This is a genomic window from Paraburkholderia sp. GAS199, from assembly GCF_050436585.1.
In the GTDB taxonomy this organism is placed as follows: Bacteria; Pseudomonadota; Gammaproteobacteria; order Burkholderiales; family Burkholderiaceae; genus Paraburkholderia.
The window spans coordinates 79,587-100,341 of record NZ_JBNDMM010000012.1; the positions used below are offsets into that span (position 1 = coordinate 79,587).

17 protein-coding genes are annotated in these 20,755 nt (G+C 62.6%); 5 read left to right on the forward strand and 12 right to left on the reverse strand.

Translation table 11 applies throughout. The features are described 5' to 3' along the window. Window positions 1–8: 8 nt before the first annotated feature. Window positions 9–251, reverse strand: a complete 243-nt coding sequence (locus P3T18_RS33755; RefSeq protein ID WP_429304318.1) for a hypothetical protein — start codon at window positions 249–251, stop codon at window positions 9–11. Between P3T18_RS33755 and P3T18_RS33760 the strand changes: the two genes are divergently transcribed. Beyond that, window positions 229–1,185, forward strand: a complete 957-nt coding sequence (locus P3T18_RS33760; RefSeq protein ID WP_429304319.1) for a LysR family transcriptional regulator — start codon at window positions 229–231, stop codon at window positions 1,183–1,185. The genes P3T18_RS33755 and P3T18_RS33760 overlap by 23 nt on opposite strands. A gap of 23 nt (window positions 1,186–1,208) precedes the next feature. Here P3T18_RS33760 and P3T18_RS33765 read toward each other — a convergent pair whose 3' ends face one another. Beyond that, entirely contained in the window at window positions 1,209–2,354 is a 1,146-nt protein-coding gene (locus tag P3T18_RS33765; protein WP_429304320.1) for a nucleoside hydrolase, read from the reverse strand. A gap of 117 nt (window positions 2,355–2,471) precedes the next feature. Then, window positions 2,472–3,437 carry a hypothetical protein gene (locus P3T18_RS33770; protein ID WP_429304321.1) on the reverse strand — a complete coding sequence of 322 codons (966 nt, stop codon included), beginning with the start codon at window positions 3,435–3,437 and terminating at the stop codon, window positions 2,472–2,474. A 124-nt stretch (window positions 3,438–3,561) separates the two neighbouring features. Between P3T18_RS33770 and P3T18_RS33775 the strand changes: the two genes are divergently transcribed. Then, window positions 3,562–4,407 (forward strand): M15 family metallopeptidase, encoded by an 846-nt coding sequence (locus P3T18_RS33775; protein ID WP_429304322.1) that lies wholly within the window; start codon window positions 3,562–3,564, stop codon window positions 4,405–4,407. Between the two features lie 37 nt (window positions 4,408–4,444). Here the strand turns inward: P3T18_RS33775 and P3T18_RS33780 are convergent, their stop codons facing one another. Next, complete coding sequence (locus P3T18_RS33780) at window positions 4,445–4,681, reverse strand: hypothetical protein (RefSeq protein ID WP_429304323.1); 237 nt, start codon at window positions 4,679–4,681, stop codon at window positions 4,445–4,447. Window positions 4,682–4,695: 14 nt separating this feature from the next. On the opposite strand from P3T18_RS33780, the gene tssM reads away from it, so the two are divergent. From tssM to P3T18_RS33795, 3 genes are read left to right on the forward strand one after another with little or no spacing between them, the layout of a single operon-like run. Next, the gene (gene tssM, locus P3T18_RS33785; protein ID WP_429304324.1) at window positions 4,696–8,583 is read left to right on the forward strand and encodes a type VI secretion system membrane subunit TssM; all 3,888 of its coding nucleotides are present in this window, start codon (window positions 4,696–4,698) and stop codon (window positions 8,581–8,583) included. Continuing rightward, complete coding sequence (gene tagF, locus P3T18_RS33790; protein WP_429304325.1) at window positions 8,580–9,572, forward strand: type VI secretion system-associated protein TagF; 993 nt, start codon at window positions 8,580–8,582, stop codon at window positions 9,570–9,572. Before tssM ends, tagF begins: the two co-directional genes overlap by 4 nt. A 4-nt stretch (window positions 9,573–9,576) precedes the next feature. After that, on the forward strand, window positions 9,577–10,551 hold the full coding sequence (locus P3T18_RS33795) for an OmpA family protein (protein ID WP_429304326.1): 975 nt from the start codon (window positions 9,577–9,579) through the stop codon (window positions 10,549–10,551). Window positions 10,552–10,615: 64 nt separating this feature from the next. On the opposite strand, the gene tssA is transcribed toward P3T18_RS33795, so the two are convergent. From tssA to tssB, 8 genes are all read right to left on the reverse strand, one after another. Continuing rightward, entirely contained in the window at window positions 10,616–11,731 is a 1,116-nt protein-coding gene (gene tssA / locus P3T18_RS33800) for a type VI secretion system protein TssA (protein ID WP_429304327.1), read from the reverse strand. A 59-nt stretch (window positions 11,732–11,790) separates the two neighbouring features. After that, window positions 11,791–14,487 carry a type VI secretion system ATPase TssH gene (gene tssH / locus P3T18_RS33805; protein WP_429304328.1) on the reverse strand — a complete coding sequence of 899 codons (2,697 nt, stop codon included), beginning with the start codon at window positions 14,485–14,487 and terminating at the stop codon, window positions 11,791–11,793. 35 nt (window positions 14,488–14,522) lie between these two features. After that, entirely contained in the window at window positions 14,523–15,626 is a 1,104-nt protein-coding gene (gene tssG, locus P3T18_RS33810; RefSeq protein ID WP_429304329.1) for a type VI secretion system baseplate subunit TssG, read from the reverse strand. Continuing rightward, window positions 15,590–17,428 (reverse strand): type VI secretion system baseplate subunit TssF, encoded by a 1,839-nt coding sequence (gene tssF, locus P3T18_RS33815; RefSeq protein ID WP_429304330.1) that lies wholly within the window; start codon window positions 17,426–17,428, stop codon window positions 15,590–15,592. The genes tssG and tssF overlap by 37 nt, the downstream gene beginning before the upstream one ends. A 94-nt stretch (window positions 17,429–17,522) precedes the next feature. After that, window positions 17,523–18,002 carry a type VI secretion system baseplate subunit TssE gene (gene tssE, locus P3T18_RS33820; RefSeq protein WP_429304331.1) on the reverse strand — a complete coding sequence of 160 codons (480 nt, stop codon included), beginning with the start codon at window positions 18,000–18,002 and terminating at the stop codon, window positions 17,523–17,525. Between the two features lie 88 nt (window positions 18,003–18,090). Beyond that, window positions 18,091–18,594, reverse strand: a complete 504-nt coding sequence (locus P3T18_RS33825) for an Hcp family type VI secretion system effector (protein ID WP_429304332.1) — start codon at window positions 18,592–18,594, stop codon at window positions 18,091–18,093. Between the two features lie 74 nt (window positions 18,595–18,668). Further along, window positions 18,669–20,159, reverse strand: a complete 1,491-nt coding sequence (gene tssC, locus P3T18_RS33830; protein ID WP_429304333.1) for a type VI secretion system contractile sheath large subunit — start codon at window positions 20,157–20,159, stop codon at window positions 18,669–18,671. Window positions 20,160–20,173: 14 nt separating this feature from the next. Further along, window positions 20,174–20,719 carry a type VI secretion system contractile sheath small subunit gene (gene tssB / locus P3T18_RS33835; RefSeq protein ID WP_429304334.1) on the reverse strand — a complete coding sequence of 182 codons (546 nt, stop codon included), beginning with the start codon at window positions 20,717–20,719 and terminating at the stop codon, window positions 20,174–20,176. Between the last annotated feature and the right edge of the window lie 36 nt (window positions 20,720–20,755).

The following is a 20,755-nucleotide window of genomic DNA, read 5'->3' on the forward strand; positions in this document are numbered from 1 at the left end:
TCTTTTGCCTACTTTTCTTTGCCGCTGCAAAGAAAAGTAGGTGCTGCCCCGCACAGGGGCAACACTAATAAACCAATAAGAAAAAAAACACCACCACCGCAGGCATACAGAAAAAAGAGCCTGCTGCCAGCATCAACAACAACCACTAATAAAAAAAACAACCGCACTACAGCAGAAAAAAATCCCAACGGCCAGCCGGCCAAAACCCGCCCCTTTGGAGTGAAAGCAATGATCGACAGAATCACCGCCATGCGTACCTTCATCCGTATCGTGGATATGAACAGCTTCACCCGCGGCGCGGAGTCTCTCAACATTCCTCGTGCGACTGCGACCACGATCGTTCAGAACCTGGAAGCCCTGCTCGGCACGAGCCTGCTGATCCGCACGACACGGCGCCTCAGCGTCACCGCCGAAGGAGCGGCCTACTACGAGCGCAGCGCGCAAATCCTCGCGGATATCGACGAAATGGAAGCGAGTCTGCGCAGTGCAACCGAAAACCTCACCGGCCGTCTGCGAATCGAAATGCCCGGCGCCGTGGCGAGCGCGCTCGTGTTGCCCGCGCTCGACGACTTTCACGCGCGCTATCCGAATCTCGATCTGGCGATCGGCGTGAGCAACCGTACCGTCGATCTGGTCGCGCAGGCGGTGGATTGCAGCATCCAGCTCGGCGAATTGCCCGACTCGAATCTGATCGCGCGGCAACTGGGTACGCTCGAACACGTCACTTGCGCGAGCCCCGCTTACCTTGCCCGTATGGGAACGCCGGTCAGTCTGCGCGATCTGGAAGACCACCTGGCCGTCAATTGCATGTCGCCGGATAGCGGCCGCGAAGTGGATTTCGATTTCGAAGTGGACGGCGAAGCGCACAAGGTCAAGGTGAACGGCTTCGTCAAGGTGAGCGACGAACAGGCCTATCTCACCTGCGGCTTGCAAGGGCTCGGAATGATCCAGCCGGCTCGCATCGCCGCGCAGCCCTATCTCGACTCGGGCCAGTTGCGTGAAGTCCTGCCGCAATGGAAACCCGTGCCGATGCCGGTGTCGGTCGCCTATGTGAAAAATCGCCGGGTGTCGCCGCGGGTGCGCGCTTTCGTGGACTGGCTCGCGGAGCTGTTCGAGCAGGCCGAGCACGTCGACCAGGACATGTCGCGCGTACGGCAGTTGTTGCGCGGCCTGCATCCCGCCTGAGCGGGACGCAGGCGCGCGCCTGCCTAGCCGGGCAATTTCACCGGCACGGGCCGCGTCAACAGATCGACGTAGAAGTTAAAGAAGGACGGATTATCGAAGCGTTTGACGACCGTCATTTTCTGCAAGCCAGCCGGCGGCGAACTCGTATAACCCGTTGCCTTGCCATCGTTGGCGCCGAAGCTCATATCCACGTCCACCCACTCGTCCACGGTCTGCGTTGCATACGAAGGATGCATCAGATAAGCGAGCGTGAGTGTGTCCCAGATATTCGTGGTGTAGTTCGGGTTCGTTTCGAATCCATTCTTGCCGTCGAATCCATAGCCGTTCAACGTCTTGAACAATTGCGTGATGATGGTCTGCCTGTTCGGATCGTGCGCCACGCGGTCGTATAGCGCCTTGTCCATTTGCACGGTGTCCGTCACGTCGAGCGGAATCACAACCTGTTTGACCGGCAAATGCAGCACCGCTTTCGCCGCTTCCGGATCGAACCACCAGTTGAATTCGGCCGTTGGCGTGGTATTGCCAGGTACGTCGATGGCGCCGCCCATATAAATAATCTGCTTGATGAGCGGCACGATTTCCGGGTGCTGACGCGTGGCGAGCGCGATATTGGTCAGCGGGCCGATTGCAAGAATGGTCACCTGCCCCGGATTCTCTTTCACGGAATCGACGATGAAATCGACCGCGCTTTTGCTCTGTACTTTGGTATGCGTAGCAAAACCATCGGGCGGCGCGACGAGGTCGCTATCCGATTGCGGCTCGGGCGTATTCCACGCGCCGAGATAACCGTCGCCGCCGGGGAACTGTTTAAGTTCGGCCTGGATGGTGGCGTAGTCGTGCGACAGCGCGTAATTCGCGCCCGCATATACGCCAATCTGATTTTCGACACCAAGACGCTCGACCGATTTCAATGCATCGGCCACGCCCTGCTTCAACCACTGGTTGCCCGACACCACGGTAATGCCGAGTACTTTGAGCGAGCCCTGCGCCTGGAGTTGGGCGGCCATCACACCGAGCTGACCGTCGTCGCTCAAGGTGTTGTAGTCGCTATCGATAATGACTTTGGGTGGATCGGCGGGTGGGGTGAGATCGCTGCCGCCGCAGGCAGAGAGCGTGGTGAGCGCCGCGAATGTGGTCACACAGGTCAACGTCACGAAAATACGCTTCACAGATGTCTCCTTTTTAAACTGTCGTTCAAATAAGGAAACCCATCATAAACGTAAAGCGAATGAAATCAAGTTGTCATGCCCAGCGAATATTCGACTCTCGCCGGGCACGACACGACATCAAGGTTGCCGCGCCTGCTGTGCCGATGCCGGGCACGACGGATCTTTGCCCCAATGGCCGTCGCACACGCGCCAGCGGCACAACTGGTCTTCGAAGAAACCACGCTGGCTGCACTCTTTCACGCGCTCCGCGAGCTTTGCATTGCCGGACGCCGCGACGGGTGTCGTCGCGCTCACCCGGGTTGCCGCATCGCCGCCGGAAGATTTCGTGTCGGCCGGTTTGGTGCGCGCAACCAGTGCGGCTAATAGATCGGCGTCCGAATCATCTTTGGAGGCCTTGTGGCTATCGTTCACCGCATGTGCCTTCTTCGACTGGGCGAGTGCGGTGGACGGCGCCGCATGGTGTGCGCTCGCGCTCTCTTTCTTGCCGTGCGCGGCCGTTTCGTGTTTCGTGCTGGCGGCCACCGTTGCGCCGCTCTTCGCGTGTTTGCCCGTGCCGACGCTTTCCGCCGGCACGCCTTTCGCCGACGACGCAGCGGACGCCACTTCCGCCGTTGCACTGCCCGGCTCCGCACCGTCGGCGAGCGCGCGCGACAGCCGGCTGCCATCGTCGCCGCTGGCGGAGGCACTGGCTGGAGACGACGCGCTCTTGCCGTCGTTTTCGTCCGCGATGATGGTGGCGGCCTGCGAAGAAACCGCGACGGGCGCCGAGGCCACCGCAGCCGCGATCTGCTGGCTGCCGCTCGCGGCCGCCACCGCTGCCGCGGGTTTGTCTGTGCCAGCCGAGGCGAGCGCTTCGGCCTGGTTGCGCTGCTGCATATGCCACGCCCCCCAGCCGCCGGCGGCAATCAGCAGCACGGCAAGCACGGCGAGCGGCGCTTTCGACCGGCGTGTTTTTTCGGCAGGCGGCTCGACGCGGCCTTCCAGGTTCGCAAGAATTCGCGAACCATTGCCGCCCGCGCCTTTAGCCTTATCGGATAACAGGCTGGGCGGGGTTTTGGAATTTGAACTTTCCGGCGCACTCATTCACTGTCTCATTGAATTCTGGATTATTTCGCCGCGATAATACGTTCCGGCTCCTCTCCGAGCAGGCCTGATTCTAAGAGCAAGCATTACAAAATACAATTGTTTCCAATTTCCGGGGTCGACTTTGATTGCCGTAGTACTTCTTGCCTATTTCGCCATCGCTGTCGTGATCGCAGCAATGCTGCTATTACCGGCGGCCCGCACCGCTTTATTAGATGCGGCACTCGATATTCACGACCGCGTTATGCGGCGGGCATCGCAAGGCGCATTGCATGCACGCGGCAAAATAGTTAATTCGGCAAAAATTTCGCAATCGACAGTAGTCGATATGCAAAAGTTACTGGCAAAGCGACGCTTGCTGATTTTTACTACCACGGGTATTCTTGCGACGCCGCCATTGGTGGCATTGGCATTACGCGGCAGGCAATTATTCCAATTCGATGACACCGCGCGTGTACCGGATGAGAAAATTGCAGCATTATTAAATGGCGAGCAGCTCGTGCCCCCGCCGCCCCTGCCACCGGAGGTTTTCGCGACGCAGGAGGTGGAGCAGATCCGGCCCGCGTTAAAAGACGCGAGCCGCGACTGGAATTTACTCGACGCCGATTTCCGGACGCGTTTATTACTCGTCTATAAAATCATGCACGAGCAATACGGCTATGAAATGGCATTGCTGGAAGGTTATCGCAGTCCGGAGCGGCAAAACCGGCTGGCGCAAATGGGGGGTAACGTCACCAATGCCGCGGCGTTTCAGAGCTATCACCAATACGGCCTTGCCGCCGACAACGCTTTTTTGCGCGATGGCAAGCTCGTCATTTCAGAAAAAGATCCCTGGGCCATGCGAGGTTATCAACTATACGGACAGACGGCCGAACAGGTCGGACTGACGTGGGGTGGTCGCTGGAAAATGATGGATCTGGGGCATGTCGAATATCACAAACCCGGCTTCGTATTGGGGCGTGGTCATTAAGACGAAGCGGGCAATAAAGAGGTTGGCAATGGGGCGTTCAATCAATTTTTCTGGCAAAAAGCGGCAATGCCGCACGCATAAAAATATTGCCGGTTTTGTAATCGGCATGGCCGCCGGTTTCCGATTTAACAATTGCCCGGTAATCCCGGCATTCGATCCCGCCGGCGCGCTCGACCCGTGCCCCGCAAGCGCGATCGCCGGCGTTAGCGCCTGACTCATGAATCCGGTGGCGCTCGCCCGCTGCAACACCACCCGCAATACCCCCCATTTCCAAGACCTGAACGGCTTATGCGACGCATTCTCAACGTGTTGACCCACACACGCACGCTCTCGATCGTGGGCCTGCTCGCGCTCGCCGCGGTACTGTTCATCGGCGCCGACATCCTGCAGATCGACCCGATGTGGCCGGCCATCGTGCTGGGCACGGTCATCGTGCTGTGGCTGCTGGTCTGGGCGGTACGCAAGCTGCGCATGCGCCGCGCCAACGACAAGCTCGGCGAAATGCTCGAACAGCAGGCCGAAAAGCAGGCGGAACCGGGCGTCGCGCCCACGCCCGCGCGCCAGGCCGAACTCGACGTGCTGCGCACGCGGCTCGTCGAGGCGGTCAAGACCATCAAGACCTCGAAGATAGGTCAGATGTCTGGCGGCTCGGCGCTCTACGAATTGCCCTGGTACATCGTGATCGGCAATCCGGCCGCTGGCAAAAGCAGCGCGGTGTTGAACTCGGGCCTCCAGTTTCCGTTCGCCGACAAGAACAACGCCGTGGTTCACGGCATCGGCGGCACGCGCAATTGCGACTGGTTCTTCACCACCGAAGGCATTCTGCTCGACACGGCGGGACGCTACTCGGTACACGACGAAGACCGCACCGAATGGCTCGGTTTTCTCGGCCTGCTCAAGCGCTTCCGTCCTAAAGCGCCGATCAACGGCATCATCGTCACGGCGAGTATTGCGGAGCTGACCGGCAGCAAGCCGGAATTCGCGATCAACCTCGCGAAGAATCTGCGCCAGCGCGTGCAGGAACTCACGGAGAAGCTCGAAGTCTTCGCGCCGGTCTACGTGATGTTCACCAAGGCCGACCTGATCACCGGCTTCACCGAATTCTTCAGCGGCAGCGACCGTCACGAATACGACCGCGTGTGGGGCGCCACCCTGCCCTATGAGCCGGACGAAAAGCGCGACGTGGTCGGCCTCTTCGACGATCATTTCGAGGAACTCTACGACGGCCTGAAAGAGATCAGCGTGGCGCAGATGTCGCTGAATCGCGGCAACAAGCTCTCGCCGGGTCAGCTGAGCTTTCCGCTCGAATTTTCGACCATCAAGCCCGCGTTGCGCGCTTTCCTCGCCACGCTGTTCGAAACCAATCCGTTCCAGTACAAGCCGATTTTCCGCGGCTTCTACTTCACCAGCGCGCTTCAGGAAGGCGAAACCAGCAGCGCCGCCGCCACGCGCATCGCCAACCGCTTCAGCCTCTCCACCGAGAGCCTGCCGAAACCGCACAGCGCCTTTTCGAAGAACGGCTTCTTCCTGCGCGATCTTTTCTCGAAAGTGATTTTCGCCGACCGTCAAACGGTCCGGCAATTCGCGAGTCCCGCGAAAACGCGCCTGCGCTATGCCACGTTCTTCGGCTTCGTCGCCGTGCTGGCGCTCGCACTCGGCGGCTGGACCTGGTCGACGATCGGCAACGAACAGCTCACCGAGAACGTGAAGGCCGACCTCGACAACGTGGTGCGTCTGCAGCAGAACCGCAACGATCTGCAATCGCGCCTGCAGGCCATGGACATTCTCGAAGACCGGATCGACCAGCTCGAACAGTTCCGCCGCGACAAACCGCTCGCGGTGTCGCTCGGCCTGTATCAGGGCGATCGTCTGGAGCAGCATCTGCTCACCGAATACTACGCGGGCGTGCGGCAGATCCTGCTCGATCCGGTGTCGCAGAATCTCGCCTCGTTCATGAAAGACGTCAACGCGCATCCGGATCAGCTCGCGCCGCTGAACCGCAATCCGGACGCCGCCGCGCCGGTCCCCGTCTCGGCGCGCAGCGCCATGGCGCCGGCGAGCCAGGGTGGCCTGTATAGCGACGCCTCGCCCACCAATGTCGAAGACGCCTACAACGCGCTCAAGACGTATCTGATGCTGAGCGACAAGCGTCACGTGGAAACGGCTCACCTGACCGATCAGGTCGCGCGCTTCTGGCGCGGCTGGCTCGAAACCAATCGCGGCAACATGCCTCGCGACGAAATGATCCGCAGCGCCGAGCGCATGATCACGTTCTACCTGTCACGCGTGTCCGACGACAACTGGCCGATGATCGACCAGAACCTCGGCCTCGTCGACCAGACCCGCGAAAATCTGCGCCGCGTGGTGCGCGGCATGCCGGCACGTCAGCGCGTGTACGAAGAGATCAAGGCGCGTGCGTCCACCCGTTTCGCGCCCATGACCATCGCGCGCATCGTCGGCGAGAACAATACGGCGCTGGTGGCAGGCAGCTACGCGATTCCCGGCACCTTCACGCGTGAAGCGTGGTTCCAGTACGTGCAGCCCGCCATCCGCGACGCCGCCACCAAGGAGTTGCAGGCGAAGGACTGGGTGCTCAACACCTCCGCGCACGACGACCTGACGCTCGAAGGCAGTCCCGAGCAGATCCAGAAGGCGCTCGTCTCGATGTACAAGACCGAGTACGCGATGCACTGGCAGAAGTTCATGCAGGGCATCGCCGTGCAGAACTTCGGCAGTTTCGGTCAGGCCGTGGATGCGATGAACCGTCTGGGCGATCCGCAGGACTCGCCGATCCGCAAGGTGCTCGAAACCGCGTACGACCAGACTTCCTGGGACAACCCGTCGCTCTTCAACGCGAATCTCAAGCGCGCGCAGACCGGCGTGACGAGCTGGGTGAAGCAGTGGTTCTCGCGCGCGCCGACCGGCCAGCTGAACGCGAATATCGACATCAACGGCAATCCGATCGAGATGCCGATGGGGCCGATCGGCCAGGAGTTCTCGGCGTTGGGGCGCATCGTCGTCACGGGCGAGAACGGTTCGATGCTCAAGGGCTATATGGACACGCTGTCGAAAGTCCGTACGCGCTTTAACGTCATCAGGAATCAGGGCGATCCGGGACCGGGCGCGCGTCAGCTGATGCAGCAGACGCTCGACGGCAGCGGCTCCGAACTCGCCGACTCGCTGAAGTACGTCGACGAACAGATGCTCACCGGCCTCACCGATTCGCAACGCAAGGCATTGCGGCCGCTGCTGGTGCGCCCGCTGATGGCGGCGTATGCCGTGGTGATCCAGCCGGCCAGCGTCGAAGTCAACAAGGTGTGGAACGCGCAGGTCTACCAGAACTTCCAGGGCTCGCTCGCCAGCAAGTATCCGTTCGCCGGCGACGCGAAGGTCGAAGCCGGCGCAGGCGAGATCGCGCAGGTGTTCGGGCCGGACGGTTCGATCGCCAAGTTCGTCGGCACCACGCTCGGGCCGCTCGCCGTGCGCCGCGGCGATACGCTCACGGCGCGCACGTGGGGCGACATGGGCCTCGCGCTCACGCCCGACTTCACCAATGGCTTCGCGCGCTGGGTGGCGCCGCTTGCCGGCGGTGCGGCGAGTTCGTCGGGCTCGGCAGCGGGGGCGGCCGAACCGCAGACTGTGTTCCAGATCCTGCCGCAGCCGAGCAGCGGCACGACCGAATACACGCTCGCGATCGACGGTCAGCAGATGCGTTACCGCAATACGCCGCCGCAGTGGACCAACTTCGTGTGGCCGAACCCGTCGGGCTCGCCGGGCGCTACGCTCAATGCCACCACCTTCGACGGACGCACCCTGCAACTGGTCAACGAACCGGGCCGCTACGGTCTGGAGAAGCTGATCAACTCGGCGCAACGCAAGCGTCGCCCCGACGGCACCTTCGATCTGTCGTGGACGCAGGGCAACATCACCGTGGCGGTCAGCATGCGCATCATCAGCACCTCGCAGGCCTCGGGCGGCAGCGGCGGCGACGCGCCGCAACAGCAGAGCCTGCGCGGCCTGCGGCTGCCATCTTCGGTGGCGGACGTGAGCGCGGCGGCGAACTCCGTCAATGCGACGGCAGCGGGCTCCTTGCCCTCGCCTACTTCGCCCAACCAGGCAACCACGCGACCGGCCGCTGCCACCGCCGTGAATACGAACTCAGGGAGTGCGCAATGACGCAGACCGTGCAGGCGCAGATCGCCTACTTCGGCAAGATTCCGTCGCGCGGCGACTTCGTCAAAAGCGCGCATAACCCGCAGTTGCTGGCGACGCTCGACCGCTGGATCGCCGAGGCGATGGAACTGCTCACCGACGACCCGCGCTGGAAGATCGTCTACGAAAATGCCAAGCCGATGCACTTCGCGTTCCTCGGTTCGCGCAGCAAGCTGGCGATCGCCGGCCACATGATGGTGAGTCAGGACCAGTCGTCACGGCGCTTTCCGTTTCTTGCCGCCACCGCGCTCGAAGTCGAGAAGCCGCTGACCTTCCTCGCACGCAGCCCGCTCGCGTTCGCGCGGCTGTGGTCGCGCGTGGCGGCGCAGATGAAGCCTTTGCTCGGCGCGAGCGAACCGTCGGGCGCCTTGCAGGCGCTCGGCGACATGCAGGTGCCGATCGAGATCGGCGGCGGCCCGGGCAATCCGCACGACGGCACCTTCAACGATTTCGTCGAGCACCAGACGCTCGCCGGCCTCGAACAGATGCTGCTGGCAAGCGGCCATCCGGTGCGGTTGCGCGGCGCGATGCTGGCGCTCGGTTCGCTGCTGCGTCCGGTGATGCAAAGCGGCTCCTCGCATCTGGAACGCGGTCTCACCTTGCCGCTGCCGAACGATCCGTTTTATCGCACCCTGGTGGCCGCATTCTGGCTCGAACTGATCGCGCCGTTCGTCTCGCAGGCCGACTTCGAACTGGCCATCTTCATCGGCACGATTGCGGAACGCGAGCGGCTCGTCATCGGCTTCAACGGCGCCTCGGCGCGAACGTTGCACAGCGTGGTCGATCCGCAGGCGTACGCGGCGCACAACATCGACATCGACGATCCCGAATGGATCGACGAACACGCACAGAACGATCATGGCATCAGCAAGCTCGTCAGCTACCTCGACCAACCGCAACTGTCGCTGCGCGTCAGCATCGACACGTTCCGCGAAGCCTTCACGGGAGCCTGACACGATGCCGACGAACCGATCCACGCGCCTCGCCGCCCTGCTGGCCGCTTTCGCGCTGAGCCCGGTGCTCAGCCCGCTGGCTCACGCCGACAACGACGGCCCGGCGCGCGTCACGCCCATCGACAATAGCGGCATGTCGATCCGCACCACGGCGCTTCCGGGTGCTACCAGCGCGCCGGCGAGCCCGCCGCCCGGCCCCGCCGTCACCACGGCCGGCCTCGCGAGCGGCACGACCGGCGCGGGCACCGGCGCGGTCAGCGCGGCGCCGCCGCCCGTCAACGCCACGCCGGGTCAGGTGGTAGCGGGCGGCAAGGTGCCCGACGAAGCGACCAAGGCGGCCGTTCTGGCGCGTCTGCGCGACACGTACGGCGCGGCCAACGTCGTCGATCAGATCGAAGTGGCCGATGTGGCGACGCCGCCGAACTGGTCGGCCAATGTCCAGAAACTGATCGGCCCGCAACTCAAACAGATCAGCAAGGGGCAGTTGAAAATCGACGGCACGCAGATCGACGTGAAGGGCGAAGTGCACAACGAGTCGCAGCGTCAGCAACTCGCGAGCGATATGGCCAATGCGCTGAATCCCACTTACACGATCAGAAACGGGCTGCGAGTGAGCGCGTCCGAACAGGGGCTGCTCGACCAGACGCTCGCCAATCGCACCATCGAATTCGAAACCGGCAGCGCGACGCTCACGCCGCAAGGCCGCACGATTCTCGACCAGATGGCGGCGGCGATGTCGAAGATGACCACGAAAACCGTCGCGATCATCGGGCACACGGATAACTCCGGCAACCGCAGTTCGAACATCGCCCTGAGCCAGGCGCGCGCGGACGCGGTCAAAGGCTATCTGGTCGCAAAAGGCATTTCGCCCGAACAGATGACGACGACCGGCGTCGGCCCGGATCAACCGATTGCGTCGAACGATACGAGCGACGGACGCGCGCGCAACCGGCGCATCGAGTTCCGCGCGGGCTCATGAAAAAAGCCTGGCTTCTCGGTGAAGCCAGGCTTTCTTCTTCCAACGTCCAGGTCGATTCGCGACGTTAGCTGTTCTCCTCCGGCTTCACCCCCAGCAATTCACGGATATGCGCGAGCGATCCGTCGTCTTTCACGACCGAAGAAAGCCACTGATGCAAGGGCATATCCGCGCACTCCGCGGCTTTGTCGGCGAGATACGCCGCCGGATTGTGCGGCTCGGTGGTGCGGAAAAACGTCGCCACCGCGCGCAACTGCGCCACCGCCTGCGCTCGGCTCTGGATTCCGGCAATCGTGCTGCTGGGTGCAAGTGTCGTCAACACGGGTTCCTCGCGTTGCGGTGATGTCCTGAAGGTCGGCTCGGCGCGTTCGGGTTCGTCCGGCTTGACTGCATGGACTGCTTTGGGCGGCGCGGCCTCGGCACTCACGCCGAGTTCGCGCGCGAAACGTTCGGCGAGACGAAACACGCTTTCGTAGGCGTCTTTCACCTGACGGAAACTCGGCGCGGAGTCGGCCGCGCGGCGGTCGAGTTCCTGTTCCAGCGCGAGCATCGCCACTTCGAACGCTTTCAGATCGGCCAGCAAGGTCGAATAGAAAGCCGGCGCCGTGGCGCGCTTCGACGCCTCGATCTGCTCGATCGACGGCTTGCCGCGCGCGATGTCGTTCGCGTGATCGGGATCGCGCTTGACCGCTTGCGCGACGTGCGTCGCCACGTCCCAGTCGATCGTGCTGTACGCATTGCCCTGCGCCGACGTGAGCGGCATCGCGCGCAGCAGGTCGCCGGTGCGCCCGACCAGCCACGCGACGTTGCCGAGCCGATACTCGGTGTCGTCGCCTTCCGGCAACGGATGCACCTGTTCCCAGTAACGTTCGCACAAGCCGGCCAGCAGGGCATAACCTTGCGTGAGCCCGGTCACGCCTTCTTCGATGGCGAGCGCTTCGGTCAGCCAGACCGCGAGGCGCAAGTCCTTGGTCTGCGTTTTCAGCAGACTGCTGGTGCGCTCCACCACGAACGGCCAGTCGGCCTCCTTGATTTCGGTGACCCATTCTCCCTGGTCGAGCGACGGGTCGTCGAAACGGCGTGCGTGCTGGATCGCGTCGAAGTCGGCGGAAAACAGCAAATCTTCGCCGCAGGGCGAGGTTTCATTGAGCGGCGCGAGCAGCGTGTTCAGATCGGTCGACATGTTGGCAAGCAGAAAAATACGGCATTAAAACAAGGTGCATACGACGTGCACGGCGACGCTCACACTACCGTGTAATCGAATTCGCCCGCGTCCGTCGCGCGCACGGCAATGCGTTCGATGGCGGCGCCGTTCGCCATGCGCTCCAGCACCTGCTGTGCGACTTCGGGCAGCAGGCTGCCGTTCAGAATGTGGTCAACGTTGCGTGCGCCGGAATCCACTTCGGTGCAGCGCGCGAGCACGGCGTCCACCAGCGACTCGTCCCACTCGAACACCGCCTTGTGATTCGACTCGATGCGCCGGCGAATGCGCTCCAGCTTGAGCTCGATGATCTCGGCGAGCACGTCGTCGGAAATCGGGTAGTACGGCACCACTTTCATACGGCCGAGGAACGCGGGCTTGAACGCTTTGTACAGTTGCGGACGCAAGGTTTCCGCGAGCGCATCGGCGTCGGGCAATTCTTCGGCGCCTTTGTTGAGACAGGCCTGCATGACCGCCTGCGAGCCGACGTTCGAGGTGAGAATGATGAGCGTATTGCGGAAATCGATCTCGCGACCCTCGGCGTCGTCCATCGTGCCTTTGTCGAAGACCTGAAAGAACATTTCCAGCACGTCCGGATGCGCTTTTTCCACCTCGTCGAGCAGCACCACCGAATACGGATTGCGCCGCACCGCTTCGGTCAGCACACCGCCCTCGCCGTAGCCGACATAACCCGGCGGCGAACCCTTCAGGCCCGAGACGCTGTGCGCTTCCTGATATTCGCTCATGTTGATCGTGACCATCTTGCGTTCGCCGCCATACAGCACGTCGGCGAGCGCGAGCGCGGTTTCGGTTTTACCGACGCCCGACGGCCCGACGAACATAAACACGCCGCGCGGTTTGTTCGGATCTTCGAGGCTGGCACTGGCGGTGCGTACGCGCTGCGCGATGGCGTCGAGCGCATGATCCTGTCCGATCACACGCGCGGCGAGCAAAGGCTGCAGATTCAATACGGTCTGAAGCTCGTCCTTCACCATGCGGCCAAGCGGAATGCCGGTCCACGAGGCGACGATTTCCGCCACCACATGGCCGTCCACCTGCAAGGGCACCATGGGTTGAGCACCCTGCAATGCCTGCAATTCGGCCACGCGTGCGCCGAGCGTTTCGCGCGCCTGATCGGCCTTGCGGGTTTGCGCAGCCGGATCGACGTCGGCGCTGTTCACGCGCGCCGCGTCGATGTCCGCGCGCAAGCCGACGATCTCCGTCACCAGTGCGCGCTCGCGGTCGTAGCGGGCTTCGTCTTCGGCGAGATCGTTCAGGTCTTCCTCGCGTAGCTCACGCAACGCCGCAAGGCGTTCGTCGTGCAAGGCGCCACTCGCGACTTCGCGTTCGAGCGCGGCGATTTCGGCGTCGATACGTTCGAGCCGCTTTTTCGTGTCGTCGATGGCAGCGGGCGTCGAGCTGTGCGCGAGCGCGACCTTCGCGCAGGCGGTGTCCAGTACGCTGATCGCCTTGTCCGGCAGTTGCCGTCCGCTGATATAGCGATGCGACAGACGCACGGCCTCGGTGATCGCGTCGTCCAGCACGCGCACGTTGAAATGCTTTTCCATCAACGCAGCCATGCCGCGCAACATGGCGGCGGCCAGCGCTTCATTGGGCTCCTCGATCTTCACCACCTGAAAGCGCCGCGCGAGCGCCGCGTCTTTCTCGAAGTACTTCTTGTATTCACTCCACGTGGTGGCTGCAATGGTGCGCAACTCACCGCGCGCCAGCGCCGGCTTCAACAGATTGGCCGCGTCGTTCTGACCCGCCTGACCACCCGCGCCGATGATCGTATGCGCTTCGTCGATGAACAGAATGATCGGGTGCGGACTCTTCTTCACCTCGTCGATGACGTTCTTCAGGCGATTCTCGAATTCGCCCTTGACGCTCGCGCCGGCCTGCAACAGTCCCATGTCGAGCACATGCAGGGCCACGCCTTTCAGCGGCGCGGGCACGTCGTCGGCCGCGATGCGCAAGGCGAGTCCTTCGACCACGGCGGTTTTGCCGACACCAGCCTCGCCCGTCATGATCGGATTGTTCTGGCGGCGCCGCATCAGGATGTCGATGGTCTGGCGAATTTCGCCTTCACGGCCGATCACCGGATCGATCTTGCCCTCGCGCGCGCGTTGCGTGAGATTGCTGGTATAGGTGTCGAGCGCGGGTGTCGCCGATGGCGCGCCGCGCGCCGCATCGAGCGCGCCGGTGTTTTCTTCGGCGCCCGCATTGCCGGCCGCGTCACCGTTGCTGCCGTTGCTGCGTTCGGTTTCGCGCGAGCCTTCGGTCAGTTCGTCGAACTTGTGCTTCAGGTCCGTCACGCGCACATCGCGCAGACGCGAGGACATGCGCTCGGCGAATTGCGCCAGATCGGGCGCCGTCAGCAACGCAAGCAGCAGATGCCCCGAACGGATGCGTCCGATCTGCGAATCGAGCGACGCAATCAGCCACGCCTGTTCGAGCAACTCGATCAGGTGCTTCGAAAACACCGGCGTGCGCGTGTTGCCGGTTTTCAGGCGCTGCAATTCGCGCTCGATATCGGCTCGCAGCGCATGGGCGTCGATCCTGCTGGCGCGCAACACGACCGCCACGTCACTCGCCAGTTCGTCGAGCAGCGCCAGCAGCAGATGTTCGAGGTCGACCTCGTAGTGACCGCGCGCGAGACAGTTGTTCGCCGCGAGCAAAGCCGCCTGACGGCAGGTGGGATTCAGTTTGGCGATCAGGGTATTGAGGGACGTGCTCATGTCGTGCGATCCGGGTCCGGGTTTTATCGTTATGGTCAGTGAATCACGTGCAGTTCGTAACGGGCGTCGGCGCGATCGCGCGCGGCCGGTTTCGTGCAGAGGAAAGCGTCCCAGCCGAGCCGCGCGCCCTGACTCAGCAAGCTCGGCCCGACCTCTTCGCGGCGCAGCACCAGCGACACTTCGTATTCGAGCGTCACGCCCGCCAGCAAGGTCAGCATGCGTTCGAGCGCCACCGCGCGGTCCGCGCCCGGCAGGAACGCTTCGTAGTCCGCCTTGTTCAGCGGACCGATCACGAGACGCGCCCGCATGTCGCGCTGCCAGACGCGTTCACCCGCGAGCGCGGTGGCGCCGAGTGTCGCGTTGACGCCGCCGAGCACGGTGAGCTGATCGCGCGGCACGTCGTACCATTTGCCGACGAACTGCTCGACGCGCACGCGCACCTTGAAGTACTCCGAGAGCGTGCGCTGCAAATAGGCCGCGGACACCGGCCGATGCCGCGCGGCGAGCGCATAGCCCGCGATGGCTTCGTCAAAGAGCGCGCCCTCGCCGCTTTGCAGACTCGTGCGCGTGTCATCGTCGGCCACGCCGGCGAGCGCCAGCAGCAGCGGCAGATAACGTTCGTCGCGATCGAGTTCGTAATGGAACGGCAGGCGGTACTTTTTCCACGCGGCATAGAACAGGGCCGTCGCGCGATTCGAAAACACGTCGAAGAACTCACGCGCGGCGCGGTCGCGCTTGATCTGTTCACGCGCGACGATCTGTTCCGTGTAGTGCAAAGGCAAAGCGCCCTGCCCGCCGAGCAAGCCGAAAAACGCCGGCGTAATATCGATTTTGTCGAGCGAGCCGTCTTCGAGCGCGGCACTGCGCTGTGGTTTGTCGGTGAGCGCCGCGCCGTCCGCGCCATAAGACTGCGCGCCGTGAATCTCGCTCGGCGGAAACGAAATCGACAGCGAATTGCGAAAGGCAATGCGCTGCGCGACGATATCGCCGGTGCGGCCCGTGCGGTCCGGATGTGCCGGCGCCTGTTGCGCGAACCACTTCTCGAGTATCCGCACCGCCTGAAAAAATTCGAAGCGATGCGGCTCGTCGAGAAGCTGCTCGACTACGCCAGGATCGATTCGCCGCTTCGCGGTTTGCATCGCAGAATCTCCTCGCCGGTGCGCTTCGACACCACGACCAGTTGCACAAAGCTGTTCAGATGCACATACAGCCCAAAGAAGGTATCGATCACGCGCACGAACGAGGCGAGACTCGTGCCGACGAAATGTTCTTCGTCGATCGTCAGGCGAATCTCGATGCCGCGCACGAACGTGGCGAACGGTTTGCCTGGTAGCCATTGCACCGCGGCGCGCTGCTCGATGCCGACCAGTCCGTCGATATGCCGCGCCGAGACCGCCGTGCGCCGCAAATCGTAGAGCACCAGCATTTCCTTGAGCGCCGCAAGGCCGCTATTCGCGAGCGAAACATGGTTGAGCGCGAGATGCGAGATCAGCCGCCAGTGCGAAGCGCGCCCGCGCTCGAACCGGACGCTCGGCGTGGGCCGTCGCAGCATTGAAATGCTGCCGGTGAGCGAGCCGCCTTCGAGAAACAGATCGCCGCCTTCCAGCCCGACCGCGAGACCGGACGGCAGATCGCGATTGGTGCAGGTCAGATCGAGACTCAGCGTGTCCGTCTGCGGCGCGGCGGGTTCGAAGTCGATATCGACGATCGAAATTTCGGTTTCGTAGCCGGGGCTCTTTTGCGCCACCCAGTCGTTGCGCCGCGCGAACCAGTAGTGACCCGCGCGTGCCGCCTCACCGTGATGCAGCGAATAGAACGGCCGGAATTCGATCACGGACTCGTCGTGCGCCTGCTGCCTGACGAGCTTCACCGAGTCGATCGAATAGACCTCGTAGGCGAAGGCGCGGCGCGCTTCTGCAATGACCGGATAGGAAATCGCCTGATGGCTGACGCGGATCGGCTCGCCGTGCTGTTCGAACAGATTGACCACCGGTGTACAGAACAACCGGAAGTGATGCGCGGACAACGAATCGAGCAGCCGCGCGACATGCGAATCGCTGCGCACGTCCTTGAGCACGATATGCAAGGTGAGACGCTGGCATCGACCGCTGGCGCGCGTCATCGCCGCCAGATCGAAATCGGCGAAATTGAATTTTTCCGGGAACGCGAAATACTCGGTCAATAGCCGATAGGCCGGGTGCGATTTGGCGGGATAGTCGATCAGCGCGTCGTCTTCGTCGAAACCGGCCTGCGTTACGGCAAGTTCGCGCAACGGCTTCCACACGCCGCGGCGGTCCGCTTCCACATAAGCGGCCATGCCGTTGACGAACAGGCAATCGGCCAGCGCCGCGATGAACGACTGCTCGCCGTGCAGATGCGCGCGCAACGTATCGACCTTCAACGCCGACAGATCGAGTTGCGCGGCGGTCGATTCGAACGTGATGGACACCACGGCCGTCGCATTGCCAGGCAGCACGGTCGCGCTCGGCGCCGTGGCTACCGACGTGTATTTCGCCTCGGAAATTCGCACCGGCGCGAGCGTGACGTCGTACGCGGTGCGAAAACGGCATTGCACGCCGCGAATGGGGCGCGACTTCAGTTCGGTGCCCCGCTCCACGCGGACCGGTTCGGTCAGGTGACTGAGCGCCGCCGACGTACCCAGTTGCGCAATCGAGCAGGAAGGAAACGGCCGCAGGTAGTGCGGGTAAAGCACTTCGAGCAGTGCTTCGGTGAATTCGGGGTAGTCGTCGTCGAGTTTCTTGTTGATGCGCGCACCGAGCAGCGCGAACGATTCGATCATCCGCTCCACGTGCGGATCTTCGCAATGCTCGCCGGACATGGCCAGACGTGCCGCGATTTTCGGGTAGCGTTCGGCGAAATCGCGCGAATAGCGCCGCAAAAATGACAGTTCGCGCTCGTAATACGGCAGCAATTCTTCCATCGATCTATCCCCGGACCTGACACCACGCCGCCTGATCGCTCGCCACCGTTGCGCGTGACGGCAGCGGCGAAGCGGTACTGAACTACGTTTGCTGCTAAAGCTTCGCGCGTGCGCGCGTGACCGAATACTGCAGCGTGGACGGCTGCAGCATGGCGTCGAAACTCACCGGCTCTTCCGCCGGATGCACCACCAGCAAGGCCTGAATCGCAAAATTCAGCGCATTGGTGGACTGCTCGTTCAGTTCGAGCGTGACCGCCACCTGCTGCAATCGCGGCTCGTGCCGCGCGATGGCCTGCTGGATCGACTTGCAGATGAACGTGCGGTCGTAGTGACTGGCGAGGCTCAGGCCCGCGAAGTCGTTCAGACCGTACGTGAGGACCGACCGCTGGCATTCGGGCAGCGCCGCCAGTTCGTGCTCGGTCAAGGCGATCCGGGTGTTCAGGATGGCCTCGACGTCGCGCGCGACGGTGCCTTTCAGCTCTTCCAGCGACAATTGCCGCATCGCCGGGGAAGCCGGCAGATGAGGTTCGTCGTCGAACAGCTTGTCGAGAAAGCTGGGTTCGAATCGTTTCATCAGCGTCCGAAGAACGGGCTCGATGCCAGGCGCACGCGACCGGCCTTCGCGCAATGACTGCGCGTTGCCGGCCGCGTGCGCGAAGGCATCAGACCGCGTAGGTCTTGTCGTTCTTCGTGAGGCTCCACGCGCCTTGCGCGTTGCCGCCCTGGTTGCCGCCGATTTTCTGCTGCGTGTACTTCCACTGCACGGCGGCATACTTCAGCGAGAACTGTTCGGTCGGCAGACCTTCGCCCACCACGCTCGGCGTTGCGCTGGAAATGATCACGTACTTGAGCTTCACTTCCAGGTACTTGATGCGATTGCCTTCGCCGTCGGAACGCATGAAGTCGATCGTGACTTCGTCGAACGTGGTGCCGCCCGACGCGTGTTGATAGATCAGCGGGCTCACCACGTCGATATCTTTGGTGAACAGCATGTCAGCGTGTTCGCAACGCTCGGACGTATGACCGCCCGCCGTGGAAGCCGTGGCCGAACGCGGTTGCGTGATCGAGTGGCTCCACGAATCGATTTCGATCCAGCCAGCGTGATCTTTATCGGCAGACTCGCCTTTGATCGCCGGATTGCCGAATTTTAAATAGATGTCCTTCATAACTCATCGACTCCCCAAAGAGGTGGTTATTAACAGCTAACCCGCGCGGCCAGCGCGGGCTTTTCTGACTAGTATCAGGAATTGGCCGGCTTAGGCAGATCGGCGACGAGCCGCAGAGAGATCGACAGTTCGTCCAGCTGGAAGTGCGGACGCAGGAAAGCGACCGAACGGTACGCACCCGGCTTGCCCGGAATCTCCGACACCTGGATGGACGCCTCACGCAGCGGAAACTGCGCTTTCTGCTCCTGAGTAGCGTTGTCGTCCAGCAGCACGTACTGCGAGATCCAGCGGTTCAGGAACACTTCGACGTTCTGCGCCGACGCGAAGCTGCCGATCTTGTCGCGCATCATCGCCTTCAGGTAGTGCGCCACGCGCGATACCGAGAAGATGTACTGCAGTTGCGCGGACAGCACGGCGTTCGCATTCGCGCTGTCGGTGCTGTATTTCTTGGGCTTCTGCACCGACTGCGCGGCGAAGAACGCGGCGTAGTCCGAGTTCTTGCAGTGCACGAGCGGAATGAAACCGAGGTCGCTGAGTTCTTTTTCGCGGCGGTCGGTGATGGCGATTTCGGTCGGGCATTTGAGCGCCACTTCGCCGTCGTCGGTCTTGAAGGTGTGCGTGGGCAGATCTTCGACCAGCCCACCGCCTTCCACGCCGCGAATCGCGGCGCACCAGCCGAAGTCGTCGAATGCGGCGGTCAGGCGGGCGGCAAAAGCCCAGGCCGCGTTACACCACAGGTACTTGCTGTGATCGGTGCCGTCCACGTCTTCGACGAAATTGAAGCCCTCCGCCGTGGCGCCGTCTTTCGGATTGAACGGCAGACGGCCCAGAAAACGCGGCAAGGTCAGGCCGACATAGCGCGAATCTTCCGCGTCGCGGAACGACTTCCACTTCGCGTATTCGACGGTGTCGAACACTTTGCCCAGATCGCGCGGCTTGCCGAGATCGGCGAAACTTTCGAGGCCCAGCAGTTCCGGCGAGGCCGACGCGATGAACGGCGCGTGCGCGGCCGCGGCCACGTGCGACATCTGTTCGATGAAGTACACGTCTTCGGGCTGACGCGTCACTTCGAAGTCACCGATGATCGTGCCGAACGGCGAGCCGCCGAACGTGCCGAACTCTTCTTCGTAGACCTTCTTGAAGAGCGCGCTCTGGTCGAATTCGATCGCGGTCTTGAAGTCGCGCACCAGGTCGCGCTTGGGCGCGTGCAGCGCCTTGATCTTGACCGTGGCGCCCGTATTGCTTTCCTTGCACAGGTAATCCAGACCGCGCCACGTGCTTTCCATGCGCTGGAATTCGGGTGCGTGCATCACCGCGCTAAGTTGCGCGGAGATCAGGCGGTCGAGTTCGGCCACGCGTGCGTCGATCGTGGCCGACAGGTTGTCGGACACCACCACCGTGCCGTCGAGCACCTGATGCACGAGTTCGCCGATCAGGTCTTTCGCGCGCGCATGTTCGGAATCGGACTTCGCCACGCGGCTCTTCTCGACGATCTCGTCGAGCAGCGTGGATTGCGTACCTTCTTGCGCGATGGCAAGGTGGGCTGCTGCCGTTTGCTGGTTCATCTCACACCCCGTGCTTATTCGCCCTGCTTGTCGTGATCCGGCGAGCCGCCGTGCTGGTCAGTGGCGCCCTGGTCTTTTGCCAGCGTTTGCAACTGCTGCGTGTTGTTGAGCACTTCGCTCAGCAGGTCTTCGAGCTTGTCGTTGCCGGCGAGCTTGTTGCGCAGATCCGCGAGCTTGGAACGCGCTTCGAGCAGACGCGCGAGCGGTTCGATCTGCGCGACCACTTCGTCCGGATTGAAGTCGGCCATCGACTTGAACCGCAGATCCACAGCGAACTTGCCGCCCGCCTCGCTCAACCGGTTCTCGACCTGAAACGCCGCGCGCGGCTCGATCGCCTTCATCACGTCGTCGAAGTTGTCGCGGTCGATGTTGACGAACTTGCGATCGCGCAGCTTCGGCTGTTCCACCTCGGACTGCCCCGCCAGATCGGCCACCACGCCGACCACGAACGGCAACTCCTTGACCTCGATCGCATCGCCGCGTTCGACTTCGTAAGTGAGTTGAACGCGCGGCGGCCGCACTTTTTGCAAGCGTTTCTGGATACTTTCTTTTTTCGCCATGGTCGGCTCCCGGTGCAGATGGATCAGGCGTGTGGA

Excerpts from the sequence above, each read along its gene's own strand:
- P3T18_RS33760 (WP_429304319.1), top strand. The coding sequence starts at position 229 with ATGATCGACAGAATCACCGCCATGCGTACCTTCATCCGTATCGTGGAT.
- P3T18_RS33755 (WP_429304318.1), bottom strand. The coding sequence starts at position 251 with ATGGCGGTGATTCTGTCGATCATTGCTTTCACTCCAAAGGGGCGGGTT.
- P3T18_RS33770 (WP_429304321.1), bottom strand. The coding sequence starts at position 3,437 with ATGAGTGCGCCGGAAAGTTCAAATTCCAAAACCCCGCCCAGCCTGTTA.
- tssM (WP_429304324.1), top strand. The coding sequence starts at position 4,696 with ATGCGACGCATTCTCAACGTGTTGACCCACACACGCACGCTCTCGATC.
- tagF (WP_429304325.1), top strand. The coding sequence starts at position 8,580 with ATGACGCAGACCGTGCAGGCGCAGATCGCCTACTTCGGCAAGATTCCG.
- P3T18_RS33795 (WP_429304326.1), top strand. The coding sequence starts at position 9,577 with ATGCCGACGAACCGATCCACGCGCCTCGCCGCCCTGCTGGCCGCTTTC.
- tssA (WP_429304327.1), bottom strand. The coding sequence starts at position 11,731 with ATGTCGACCGATCTGAACACGCTGCTCGCGCCGCTCAATGAAACCTCG.
- tssH (WP_429304328.1), bottom strand. The coding sequence starts at position 14,487 with ATGAGCACGTCCCTCAATACCCTGATCGCCAAACTGAATCCCACCTGC.
- tssG (WP_429304329.1), bottom strand. The coding sequence starts at position 15,626 with ATGCAAACCGCGAAGCGGCGAATCGATCCTGGCGTAGTCGAGCAGCTT.
- tssF (WP_429304330.1), bottom strand. The coding sequence starts at position 17,428 with ATGGAAGAATTGCTGCCGTATTACGAGCGCGAACTGTCATTTTTGCGG.
- tssE (WP_429304331.1), bottom strand. The coding sequence starts at position 18,002 with ATGAAACGATTCGAACCCAGCTTTCTCGACAAGCTGTTCGACGACGAA.
- P3T18_RS33825 (WP_429304332.1), bottom strand. The coding sequence starts at position 18,594 with ATGAAGGACATCTATTTAAAATTCGGCAATCCGGCGATCAAAGGCGAG.
- tssC (WP_429304333.1), bottom strand. The coding sequence starts at position 20,159 with ATGAACCAGCAAACGGCAGCAGCCCACCTTGCCATCGCGCAAGAAGGT.
- tssB (WP_429304334.1), bottom strand. The coding sequence starts at position 20,719 with ATGGCGAAAAAAGAAAGTATCCAGAAACGCTTGCAAAAAGTGCGGCCG.